The organism is Sorangium sp. So ce375 (genome assembly GCF_051473855.1).
In the GTDB taxonomy this organism is placed as follows: Bacteria; Myxococcota_A; Polyangia; order Polyangiales; family Polyangiaceae; genus Sorangium.
On the sequence record NZ_CP150335.1, the window covers coordinates 9,774,326 to 9,785,680 of the forward strand.

General features: G+C 72.2%; 9 protein-coding genes. 5 read left to right on the forward strand and 4 right to left on the reverse strand.

Going from position 1 to position 11,355, the window contains the following annotated elements:
• Positions 1 to 2 precede the first annotated feature (2 nt).
• The 4 genes from WME90_RS36550 to WME90_RS36565 all read left to right on the forward strand — a co-directional run bounded on the left by WME90_RS36550 (position 3) and on the right by WME90_RS36565 (position 5,945).
• Positions 3 to 827 carry a glycosyltransferase family 2 protein gene (locus WME90_RS36550; protein ID WP_437276691.1) on the forward strand — a complete coding sequence of 275 codons (825 nt, stop codon included), beginning with the start codon at positions 3 to 5 and terminating at the stop codon, positions 825 to 827.
• 1 nt (position 828) lies between these two features.
• Positions 829 to 2,289 (forward strand): C45 family autoproteolytic acyltransferase/hydolase, encoded by a 1,461-nt coding sequence (locus WME90_RS36555; protein WP_437276692.1) that lies wholly within the window; start codon positions 829 to 831, stop codon positions 2,287 to 2,289.
• A gap of 398 nt (positions 2,290 to 2,687) precedes the next feature.
• The gene (locus tag WME90_RS36560; protein ID WP_437276693.1) at positions 2,688 to 5,246 is read left to right on the forward strand and encodes a cytochrome c peroxidase; all 2,559 of its coding nucleotides are present in this window, start codon (positions 2,688 to 2,690) and stop codon (positions 5,244 to 5,246) included.
• Between the two features lie 48 nt (positions 5,247 to 5,294).
• The gene (locus WME90_RS36565) at positions 5,295 to 5,945 is read left to right on the forward strand and encodes a LolA family protein (RefSeq protein WP_437276694.1); all 651 of its coding nucleotides are present in this window, start codon (positions 5,295 to 5,297) and stop codon (positions 5,943 to 5,945) included.
• A 130-nt stretch (positions 5,946 to 6,075) separates the two neighbouring features.
• Here the strand turns inward: WME90_RS36565 and WME90_RS36570 are convergent, their stop codons facing one another.
• Complete coding sequence (locus WME90_RS36570) at positions 6,076 to 6,891, reverse strand: hypothetical protein (protein ID WP_437276695.1); 816 nt, start codon at positions 6,889 to 6,891, stop codon at positions 6,076 to 6,078.
• A 255-nt stretch (positions 6,892 to 7,146) separates the two neighbouring features.
• On the opposite strand from WME90_RS36570, the gene WME90_RS36575 reads away from it, so the two are divergent.
• On the forward strand, positions 7,147 to 8,142 hold the full coding sequence (locus WME90_RS36575; RefSeq protein ID WP_437276696.1) for an amidohydrolase family protein: 996 nt from the start codon (positions 7,147 to 7,149) through the stop codon (positions 8,140 to 8,142).
• 30 nt (positions 8,143 to 8,172) lie between these two features.
• On the opposite strand, the gene WME90_RS36580 is transcribed toward WME90_RS36575, so the two are convergent.
• From WME90_RS36580 to WME90_RS36590, 3 genes are all read right to left on the reverse strand, one after another.
• The gene (locus WME90_RS36580; protein ID WP_437276697.1) at positions 8,173 to 9,771 is read right to left on the reverse strand and encodes a hypothetical protein; all 1,599 of its coding nucleotides are present in this window, start codon (positions 9,769 to 9,771) and stop codon (positions 8,173 to 8,175) included.
• A 75-nt stretch (positions 9,772 to 9,846) separates the two neighbouring features.
• Positions 9,847 to 10,890: a hypothetical protein gene (locus WME90_RS36585; RefSeq protein ID WP_437276698.1), complete on the reverse strand. Its 1,044-nt coding sequence runs from the start codon at positions 10,888 to 10,890 to the stop codon at positions 9,847 to 9,849.
• Between the two features lie 98 nt (positions 10,891 to 10,988).
• The gene (locus tag WME90_RS36590) at positions 10,989 to 11,141 is read right to left on the reverse strand and encodes a hypothetical protein (protein ID WP_437276699.1); all 153 of its coding nucleotides are present in this window, start codon (positions 11,139 to 11,141) and stop codon (positions 10,989 to 10,991) included.
• Positions 11,142 to 11,355 lie beyond the last annotated feature (214 nt).

Here is an 11,355-nt window from a genome sequence, read left to right on the forward strand (position 1 = left end):
CCATGGTAATCGCGCTCTGCTTCATGCGGATCTGCGCCATCATTCCCGCCTACCAGGCCGAGCGCAACGTTGGGGACGTCACGCGGGAGGCGCTCCGGGTGAGCGGCCTGGGCGGCAACGTCATCGTGGTGGACGACGGGTCGAGCGACCGGACGGCCGAGCGGGCGCGCGCGGCCGGCGCCACGGTGCTGAGCCACCCGGAGAACCAGGGCAAGGGCGCCGCCCTGCGCACGGGGATGGAGTTCGCCCTCGCCGCGGGCTTCGACGTGGCGGTCACGATCGACGCCGACGGGCAGCACCCGCCGGAGGAGGCGCGGCGCCTCATCGAGGCCGACGCCGACCCCGAGGCGCTGGTGCTCGGCATCCGCGATCTCGTGGGCGCAGGCGCGCCGCGCGCGAACCAGATCTCGAACCGGATCTCGAACTTCTTCCTCTCCCTCTTCGCCGGCCGCCCCTTCGCGGACACCCAGTGCGGCCTGCGCCGCTACCCGCTCCGGACGACGCTGTCGCTCGGCGGGCGAGACGAGGGGTACGCCTTCGAGGCGGAGATCCTCCTGCGCGCGGTGGCCGCCGGCGTCCGCCTCGTCGAGGTGCCGATCCAGGTCATCTATCCGCCCGAGGGCGAGCGGCTCACCCACTTCGACAGCGTGCGCGACCCGGCGCGGATCATCCGCCGGGTGCTCGCGACGCTGGCGCTCACGCGCGGGCTCCGCCACGTGCCCGCCGCGCCGGAGCTGTCGCCGGACCCGCGCCGCCCGGCCGGAGCGAGCGCGCTCGCCCCGGAGCTCGATCCCCACCCGTCGCAGCCGGCGACGTCGCCCCCCTGATTTGCGGCCGTCGCGCCTCGCACGCCACCGCCGCAAGCTCCTCGCGGCCGCCGCGCTCCTCGCCGCGCCGGCCCTCGCGCACCTCGGCATCGCCGCCGCGACGCGGATCGAGCCGCCGCCGATCGGCGCGGCGGCCGGCGAGCCCGAGGTGCGGCCGGGGGGGCTGCGCGTGCTCGGCCCGGCCTACGTGCGCCGCCGCGGGCGGATCCTCGAGGCGCGCCTCTCCGGATCGCCGGAGGAGATCGGGCACCAGCACGGGCGGCTCTTCTACCCGGAGATGGTCCAGAACGAGGCGACGCTCTACGAGCAGTTCCGCCGCTTCGTGCCCGTCGCCCCGCTCCGGTGGCTCATCATGGACCTGTCGCGCCTCGAGTTCCGCGACGTGGACGCCGGCATGACCGACGGCGTCCGGCGCGAGATCGCCTCGCAGGCCCGCGCCTTCTCGCCCGACCCGTTCGACGGCGTCCTCCCGACGTACCACCGCTTCGTCTTCCTCCAGTCGCTCTACGACATCGCGCTCTCGTTCGAGCACTCGCCGCTCATCGGCTGCACGAGCTTCGCGCTCACCGGGACCGCGTCGGCGGACGGGCACGCGCTGCTCGCCCGCAACTTCGACTTCGAGGCCGGGCCCGTCTTCGACGAGGGCAAGGCGGTCTTCCTCGTCCACGAGCAGGGGAAGATCCCGTACGCCTCGGTGTCCTGGCCCGGCCTCGTCGGCGCGGTGACGGGGATGAACGCCGAGGGCCTCGCGCTCGTCGTCCACGGCGGGCGCGCCGGCGAGCCGCGCGCGGCAGGCGAGCCGGTCGTCCACACGATGCGCGAGGTGCTCGGCCGCGCGCGGGGCGTCGACGAGGCGCTCGCGATCCTCGAGGCGCACGCGCCGATGGTCTCCCACCTCGTGATGCTCGTCGACGCGAGCGGCGAGACGGCGATCGCCGAGCGGGCGCCGGGCGCGGAGCTCCACGCGCGCCGCGGCCGCGGCAAGGTCCCGCTCACGAACCACTTCGAGGGGCCGCTCGCCGGCGATCCGCGCAACCTCCGCGTCGAGGCCGAGACCTCGACCCACGCGCGGCGCAAGCGCCTCGACGAGCGGCTCGCGGCGCTGCCCGACGGCGCCAGGATCGAGGCGGCGATCGACGTCCTGCGCGACCGGCGCGGGCCCGGCGGCGCGCCGCTGCCGCTCGGCGACCGGCGCGCGATCGACGCGCTCATCGCCACCCACGGCGTCGTCATGGACGCGACGGCGCGCGTCCTCTGGGTCAGCGAGGGCCCGCACCTCGCCGGCCGCTTCCTGCGCTTCGACCTCGCGCGCCTGCTCGACCCCGCGTTCGACCCGGCGCTCGACGCGACCGAGCCCGGCGCCCTGCCCGAAGATCCGCTGCTCACGAGCGGCGACTACGCCGCCTGGGAGCGCGCCGGTTCACCCCACGAAGGCGGTGAGCGGGGCAGCGACGCTCCTTAAATAAACAGAGCTCACTTAATAACGGCTCCGTCCCTCCCGCAAGCGCGACAGCGCCGCCTCCATGCCGTGTTCGCGCCGTCGCGAGCACATCGGCGCCGCACCTGCGCTGGCCCCTCCCGTGGCGAGCGAGCGCGGCAGCGCGGCGCCCGTCGAGCACGAACGCGCCGCGCGCGCGTCGGCCCTCACTTCAGCGCGGCAACGACACACCCGACGCGAAATCGCAACTGTTTCGACGTGGTTTCAGGGCCTGCTCTCTCCCTCGCCCGTACACCGGAGGTGGGACACCTCTCATCCAGCGCGGCCTTACCGCAAGATTGCCTAGAGCGACCTTCCGTCCGACAATGCGATTCGGGGCGCCAAGGTCGCGGCATCGGAGCGGCGACCGGGTCGACCAGACCATGACGGACATCAACCTGATCAACACGACCCTCGATCAACGGTACGTCATCCTCGGGCTGCTCGGGGAAGGCGGGATGGGGGCGGTCTACGAGGCACGGCACCTGGGCACCGGCCGCCGCGTCGCCGTCAAGGTGATCACGAGCAAGCTCGCGCAGGACGAGGCGGTGATGGCCCGCTTCGAGCGCGAGGCCAGGGCGGCCGGCGCGATCGACAGCGAGCACATCGCGAGCGTGCTCGATAGCGGGAGGGACCGCGCGACCGGCCTGCCCTTCCTCGTGATGGAGCTGCTCAACGGAGAGGACGTCGACCAGATGCTCCGGCGGCTCGGCCCCCTGCCGCCCGAGCTCGCGGTCTGCATCGTGGCGCAGGCGTGCATGGGCCTCATCAAGGCGCACGACGCGCGCGTCCTCCACCGCGACATCAAGCCCGCCAACCTGTTCCTGGCGCGGCGCGACGGGGGCGAGTACGCGGTCAAGCTCCTCGACTTCGGCGTCGCCAAGATCCAGGACGACAGCTTCGAGCAACAGAAGGAGCTCACGGCCACGAGCAACCTGATCGGCTCGCCGATCTACATGTCGCCCGAGCAGGCGCGCAACCTGCGGGACGTGGACGGCCGGACCGACGTCTGGTCGCTCGGCATCGTCCTCTTCAAGATGCTCGCCGGGCGCACCCCCTACAGGAACTCGCGGGGGCTCGGCGAGCTCATCGTCGCGATCTGCTCGACGCCGGCGCCGCCCATCCAGAGCCTGGCGCCCTGGGTGCCGTACGAGGTCGCCGAGATCGTCCAGCGCGCGCTCCAGATCGACAGGAACCTGCGCTTCCAGAGCGCGGCGGAGATGCTCGACGAGTGCCGGATGCTCCTGCCGCACGGCATCTCGATCCACGAGGGCATGCTGCGGCCCCTCCCCGACTCGCTGCAGGCCGACATGCCGCCGCCCTCGCAGGGGCCCCCGAACCCCGAAGCGCCGACGCGGCGCCCGCCCACGCCCGTGGGCACGCCCCGCAGCTGGCAGAGCGGCGCCGAGCTCTCCCGGCGCACGCCGACGCCCGCGGGCACGTCCCGCAGCTGGCCGGACGGCGGCGATATGGCGACGCGGCGCCCGCCCACGCCCGTGGGCACGCCCCGCAGCTGGCCCGAGCACGTCACGCACAGCGGGCCCTTCGGCCAGAGCGGCCAGCACTCCCAGAGCGGCCTCCACTCCCAGAGCGGCCACCACACGACCCAGAGCGGCCACCACGCGACCCAGAGCGGCCACCACCTGACCCCGGGCCGCGGCGTGCTGATCCGCGGGCTCCCGGACGGCCCCCCCTCGTCGAGCGCCGTCGCTGGCACCCACGTGCCGTTCCAGAAGACGATCATCGTGGCGGGCGACCAGCCCACCGCCTCCGTGCGCCGTCGCAGCAGGGCGGCCCCGCTCGTGGCGGCGGCGGCGCTCGTCGCCGCGACGGGCGCGGGCGTGGGCGCCTGGCTCGTGCAGAAGACGACGGCGTCGGCGTCCTCCCCGGCGTCCGGCGCGCAGCCCGCGCCGGCGGCAGCGGCCCCGGCCGCGGCCACCGCGGCGCCGGGGGCCTCCGCGGCCCCGGCCGAGCCGGCCGTGCAGATCGATCCGGAGCGGCTCGGGAGCTTCAACCCGCTGCCGGCGGTCATCACGTCCTCGAGCAACCCGCTCACCGACGAGAAGATCAACCTCGGCCGGATGCTCTACTACGACACGCGGCTCTCGAAGAACCACGACCTCGCGTGCAACTCGTGCCACCCGCTCGATCGCTACGGCGCGGACGGCGCGAAGGTGTCGATCGGGCACGCGCACCAGAGCGGCCGCCGCAACACGCCGAGCGTGTACAACTCCGCGGGGTTCTTCTCGCTCATGTGGGACGGGCGCTTCGACAGCGTCGAGGCGCAGGCCAACGGGCCGATGATGAACCCGAGCGAGATGGCGATGACGCCGGTGCGGCTGGAGGCGACGCTGCGCTCCATCCCGGAGTACGTGAAGGCGTTCGGCAGGGCGTTCCCGAGCGATCCGTGGCCCGTCAACGTCAACAACACCGCGAAGGCGATCGGCGCGTTCGAGCGCAAGCTGATCACGCGCGGGCGGTGGGACCTGTTCCTCGAAGGGGAGCCCGAGGCGCTGACCAACGCGGAGAAGGAAGGGTTCAACACGTTCGTCGAGGTCGGCTGCGTGACGTGCCACTTCGGCCCGCACGTCGGGGCGACGATGTTCCAGAAGCTCGGCCTGGTGCGGTCGTGGCCCGACACGATGGACCGCGGCGTCTTCGAGATCACGAAGAAGCAGGCCGATTTCATGGTCTTCCGGGTGCCGACGCTCCGCAACGTGGCCATGACGGCGCCGTACTTCCACGACGGGTCGGTCTCGTCGCTGCAGGAGGCGGTGCGGCTCATGGGCAAGCACCAGCTCGGCAAGGACCTGTCCCACGCCCAGGTCGAGCAGATCGTCGTCTGGCTGAAGAGCCTGACGGGCGAGCTCCCGAAGGACTACATCGCGAAGCCCGACCTGCCGGAGAGCGGGGCCAACACGCCGAAGCCCATTGCGGATTGAGCGCGGCGCGCTCGTCTGACATGAAGAGGACGAGGCGACGAGGCGAGGATGCAGCGACGATCTTTCTTGATGGGGCTCGCGGCGTGCGGGGGGGCGCTGTCGGTCGGCAGCCACGCGCGCCGCGCGGAGGCGGACGAGGTGGGCGACGCGCTCGCGGAGATCACGCGGGCGCGCGCGTCGGTGAAGACGCTGGTCGCGCCGTTCACGCAGGAGCGGAGCATCGGCCTGCTCGCGACGGCGGTGAAGAGCGACGGCGAGATGACGCTGGTGCTGCCGGACCGCCTCCGGTGGGAGCTGAAGCCGCCGGACGCGATCACCTACTGGATCACGCCCGAGGGGTTCGGCTTCGCGACGCCGAAGGGCGCGGCGGGCGCGGGGCGCGGCGCGGCGGGGCGCTTCGGGGCGGTGCTCTCGGACCTCCTTGTGCTGCTCGGCGGCGACCTCGAGAGGCTGCGGGCGCGCTACGACCTGTCGATCCCGAGCCGCGCGGACGGGATCACGCTGGCGGCGCGGCCGCGGGCCGAGGAGGTCGCGAAGCACGTGCGCAGCCTCGAGATGGTCTCGGGGCCGGAGCTGTGGTCGGTGCGGCGCGTGGTCATCGAGGAGCGGAACGGCGACCGGAGCGTCATCGCGTTCGGCAAGGTGGCGCGCGACGTGAGCGTGGATCCGGCGCGGATGAAGGCGCCGAAGCAGGGCTGAGCGGGCGCCGAGCTCGCTCCTGGCGGCGCGCGGCGCGCGGCGCGCGGCGCGCGGGGCAGCGCCGAGCCGCCCGGCCCCCCTGGGACACGGGCGCAGAGAGGAGCGCCGGCGCCGCGGCGCTAGGCGAAGATCAGCACTCGCACTCGTCCTCCCCTTCATAGGACTTGGCGACAAAGCTCATGTCGTACGGGTAGCTCGCCTCGGGCGGCCCATAGATGCGGAGCAGCAGATCGTTCGCCGAACCCGCGCCCCCTCCGTCGAGCCACACCCGTCCGTGATCGCTCTCCTCAGCCCCGAGGAGCTCCATCGTGGCAGCGCTGTAGACCTCCACGATCAACGTGTTCTCTGGGCCGGGGGGCGGAGTATACTGCTCACAACCCCCGCCGCACAGCTCTGCCCCAGAGGCCAGGACGCGGAGGCTCCAATTGACCTCCTCGATCCCGAGAGAGGTGGTGTCGAGCAGGTACCAGTCCTCGTCGCCTTGGCAGAGGACGAAATCGATCTTGGAAAACCACGCGCTGGGACCGAGGCTGTCGTCGGTGTCGTCATAGGCGAGCGGAGCCGCAGACGTGGACGCGTCGTTCGCCTCGTAGGCGTCGTCTGCGCAGACGGACGGTCCGCCGCTCCCGGTCGCGGCCCCGCCGACACCAGCCCCACCAATACCGCTGCCGCCGCTGCCGCCGCTGCCGCCGCTGCCGCCGCTGCCGCCGCTGCCGCCGCTGCCGCCGCTGCCGCCGCTGCCGCCGCTGCCGCCGCTGCCGCCGCTGCCGCTGATGGCGCTGCCGCTGACGCCGGAACCGCCGCTGCCGCTGGCATCGCCGCCGCCTCCTTCGGCGCCTGGGCCCGCGCCGTCGTCCAGCCAGCGCGAGCAAGATGTCGTTCCAAGCAAAGACGCGTAGAGCGCCGCGAACCCCATGAGACGAACCGAGCTACGAATGAGCGACATAGATAACTCCACTGGGCACGAATGAACAACGACCTCCAGGGCGAAACTTCGCCCTGGAGGCGCGAACACCGAGCGTTCGCGCAAAGCAGGCTCACAAGCGAGCCATCAGCTCACATCATTTTCACGCTCTCACGACTCCCTCCTTTTTTATGGCGGCGCCCCTGCCACGGCATATCCTTGTCGGCGATGGATCCTCATCATTCAATCGCCTCTCATCGCTCTGGTGGTCGCCGCCGTTCTCATCGCCCTCATTCGATGCGCTCGCGCGCTGTCCGCGGGGCTCGCTTCCGGAGCATCGCGTGGGGCGCTGCGCTCGCCGCCGTCCTGGGGTGCCGTTCGTCGCCGGCTCCGCCGGCCCGCCAGGAGGTCATCGACATCCATGTGCACCTGACGGAGGCCAACGCGGTGGCCCCCTTGCTCGCGCACATGGCCAAGCACCACATCGATCGCGCCGTCGTCCTGGCGAGCCCGGACCTGACCAGCGGCCGCGGCGGCTCTGGCCTCTCGGGCTACCGCGCAGGCAACGATGTCGTCCTCGACGCCGCAGCGGCTCACCGCGGAAAGCTCATTCCCTTCGTCACCCTGGATCTGGGTCACGACGACCTCGCGTACCTCGCCGAGCTGCGCCGCCGAGGCGCCTGCGGCGTGAAGCTCTACCAGGGGCACAACCTCTTCCATGAGCGTCCGCTCGACGACCCCTCGCACCAGGCGATGTGGCAGGCGCTCGCGGATCAGGAGCTCCCAGTTCTCCTTCATGCCAACACCGTCCGTTACAGGAGCGAGCTCGAGGCGGTCCTGCGCGCCTTCCCCGACCTTCGGCTCGTGTGCGCGCACCTCTGCGGCAGCCGCACCGACCTCGCGCGCATGGAGTCGCTGATGCAGGCGTTTCCGCGCCTCCTCGTGGATACGAGCCATGGCTCTGCCGGCCCGGCGACAGAGGGGTTCGCGAGCCTCGAGCGGGAGCGCGCCCAGCTCCTCAGGCTGTTCTCTCGCTGGCCCGAGCGCTTCCTGTTCGGGACCGACCTTGTGACAAGCGGGCTGGACCCCATGTCCAAGGAGCTGTGGGACCTGCAGGTGGAGTCGAACATGGGTCTCTTGAAAGAGGACAATTTTCGCTTCTTTCGTCAAACCGCCGATCATCAATCGGCCCGCACCATCGGCACCTATCAGGGCCTTCACCTGCCCCCCGAGCTCCTGGGCCCCGCCCTCGGACAGAACGCCGCGCGATGGCTCGGCGCCTGCCTGCGCTGAGCGCCGTCTCGCGGACCGCCGTCCGCGGCCTCAGCGGCCGAACTTCGCGAGGAAAATAGCCCGGGTGGACGTCGGAGCCACGAGCGGCCCCGTGCCGAAGTCGATGGTGCCGAGGAACGGCCCGGCGGCGTACACCTCGCCGGTCGCGTCCATGGCCGTGGAATAGCCGTACTGTTGCCCCCTGCCGCCGGTGTGCTTCACCCAGCGGACCGTGCCCGTCGCATCGAGCTTCGCGACGAAGGCATCGCCGTAGGTGCAGTCCATCAGGCCCGTGCCGAGGTCGACGTCGCCGTACGCCAGGCCGGTGATCGCGAGCTCGCCGTCCACGGTCGTCGCGACGTCCAGCGCCGCCTGTGGTCCGTGCTGCCCGAGGCGCTTGGCCCAGAGGAGCTCGCCTGCCGGGTTCAGCTTGGTCACGAAGGCGTTGCCGCCCCACGTGACAGAGCCGGGCTCGAGAGGACCGTACCCTCCTGCGCTCACCAGCGGACCTGCGCCGAAATCCACGCTCCCGAGGAACGTCCCGCTGATGACGACGTTTCCAGGGCCGTCCACCGCGACGCCGTACGCCCTCTGGAGCGACGCGTCGCCGAACCGCTTGCTCCAGACGTGCTCACCGGCAGCATCGAGCTTCGCCACGAAGATATCCTCGCTGCCCGCGGTGGTCAGCGGCCCACCGCCGAGATCGATCGCCTCGGCAAAATAGTCGCCGAAGCTGCCGGCGAGAACGACGCTGCCCGAGGCGTCGAGGGCGACGTTGTGGATCTCCGTGTAACCGAGCTGCTTACTCCAGAGGCAGCTCCCCGCAGGGTCGAATTTGGCGATGAACGAGTCCATGTCACCGACGCTTGTCAGCGAGGCGCCGCAGACGCTGATCTGGCCCGTGAACGTCCCTGCCACGACGACGTTGCCGGCTGCATCCATGGCGAGGCTGTCCGCCCATTGATCACCCTCGACGCCGATTCGAGCCGACCAGACGTGTTCTCCGTCTGCCGTGAAGACGGCCACGAAGGCGTCGCTGCCCGACTCCTGCCCCACCAGCAACCCACCTCCGAAGTCGACGCCCGTCCCGTAATACACCCCCGTCGTGGCGATGAGGCCCGCCTGGTTGACCGCGACGTCACGGGGGTAGACGGAACCGGAGAATTCCTTGTGCCAGAGGTGCTCTCCTTCGTCGTCGAATTTCGCGAGGGCGAAGACCAGGTTGCCCCCGGTCGAGAGCGGACCGTCGCCGAAGTCGACACCATCGGCGACCGCCGTCGCGACGACGAGGTTGCCGGCCTCGTCCACGGCGATGCGGCTGCCCGCCCAGACCAAGGGTTGGCGTGGGTTCGCGGCGAAGTGCCGGCTCCACAGAGAGTCGCCGCTGCCGACGGCGCCGCCGGCTCCTGCGCCGCCGCTGCCGACGGCGGCGTCGCTGCCGCCTGCGCCGCCGCTGGCGCCGGCACCGCCGCCGCCGCTGCCGCCGGCACCGCCGCTGCCGCTGGCGCCGGCGCCGCTGCCGCCGGCACCGCCCTCTCCCGTCGCGCCACCTCCGGCGTCATCATCGCGTATGGGATCGAGCGGGATTCTGTCGCACGCGGCGACGAGCGTCATGAGCACGGTGCATCCAGGTACGAGGAGCTGTTTCAAGGAGGCCTCTCCGATCTCGATTGAGGAAGTGGGCGTGGCTTGCTCCTATGAATGGCCGCTGGTCGTGGCGGCGGCTCACCGCTGGACGACGACCCCGAGCGAGAACGACGCGAGCGGGCTGAACGTCGAGATCACCCGTCCTGCGAGCCGGACGTCGACAGGCGGGATCGACGCGCCGCCGACCGCGCCCGCCGTGAGATAAACGGAGTCGATGAGCCGGAAACGCGCCTCGCCTCGCCCATACACGAGGGCGGTGAACGTGGACTCGTCGCTGTCGATATAGGGCGGTCTCGCATCGCCGGACGCGATCACGTAACCGAGACCCACCCCGGGGGAGAGGACGAGTCCGAACCGACGGCTCCTCGCGATGGGCGCGAGGGCGAGCTCGGCGCCGAAGAGCGAGGAGCGAAAGCGAACCTTGCCTTCCGACGCCGCGAGCTCCGGACCGATGACCGCCAGGTCCGCCAGGAGCCCGGCGCCGATCCGGGCCGAGGGCCAGATCCGGAGCGAGGCGTCGAGCGCCAGCGAGGCGCCAGGCGCCTGCCATCCCACGGCGATCGCGACGCCGACCTCGACGGGCGGGGCCCTGGACGCCGCGGGCACCGCGAACGGCGGCGAGGGCGGCGCCCAGGCGCGGACCGGCGGGCTCCGCCACGCCTCACCGGGCAACGCGGCAGGAGGCGCGACGGGAGAGGGCTGGACCGGAGCCGGCGCGACGGCCGACGGCTCCGGTCCGACGGCTCCGGCGGGGACCCCGGCCGTCGACCGGAGCGCCCGCACCAGCTCCGCCGCGCGGAGCACCCGGGTGTCGAGCGGGCCGTCGGGCGCAACGCTCGCGACAAGGTCCGCGCGCCCGCCCGATTCCGACCAGATCTCGATGGCTCCCTCGTCGCCTTCGGGGATGACGATGAGCAGCCCGCCGGAACCAGCCGCCGCCGGGCTCGCTTCGACCCGTACCTTCAGGCCCGCCGCTCCGAGCTCCTGCGAGAGCCGGTACGCCAGCGCCCCGCGCGCGCCGGCGACGACCGTGATCGGCGGCGCGTCGTCGGCGGAGCACGGCGCCGCGAGCGCGCAGAACGCCAGGAACGCGACGAGCGCGCAGCAGATCGAGCTCGCCACGGCGCGCGCTCCCGGCGAGCGCGGGCGGCGCCGGCGTGGCGGCCACGACCTCCGCGGGCGCAGGCTGATTCCAGCGCGCAGGCTGCCGAACGGATACCTCAATCGGCCCCATGGGCGAGCGTCGCCGCGAGCCCGGCGTGGGCGCCGTCGAGCCAGCGGCGCCTGCGCAGGATGTCGGGTGCGGTGAGCTGCGCGCCGGCAGGGCGGTCCGGTGGACGGGGCTCTCGAACGACGCGGAGGTGCGCGGACATCGGGTAGCCTCTAAGATGGCCGGCCCCCGCCGCAACGGCTCAGATCGGACGTGCTGCGTCGCCCTGCACGCCCGCTCGACGAGCTGATGCGTGAGCGCTGGCGCGCGAGGGACCGCGCGGGGCACCCGCAGCGGGCGGGCGCGGCCCGCGGGCACGGCGGCGCCCGCCGACAAGAGAAGAGACTCCATGAGCGATGCGCCGTTCCGTAGGCATG

Coding starts and splice junctions, on each gene's coding strand:
- WME90_RS36570 (WP_437276695.1), bottom strand. CDS start 6,891: ATGTCGCTCATTCGTAGCTCGGTTCGTCTCATGGGGTTCGCGGCGCTC.
- WME90_RS36550 (WP_437276691.1), top strand. CDS start 3: ATGGTAATCGCGCTCTGCTTCATGCGGATCTGCGCCATCATTCCCGCC.
- WME90_RS36575 (WP_437276696.1), top strand. CDS start 7,147: ATGCGCTCGCGCGCTGTCCGCGGGGCTCGCTTCCGGAGCATCGCGTGG.
- WME90_RS36560 (WP_437276693.1), top strand. CDS start 2,688: ATGACGGACATCAACCTGATCAACACGACCCTCGATCAACGGTACGTC.
- WME90_RS36590 (WP_437276699.1), bottom strand. CDS start 11,141: ATGTCCGCGCACCTCCGCGTCGTTCGAGAGCCCCGTCCACCGGACCGC.
- WME90_RS36565 (WP_437276694.1), top strand. CDS start 5,295: ATGCAGCGACGATCTTTCTTGATGGGGCTCGCGGCGTGCGGGGGGGCG.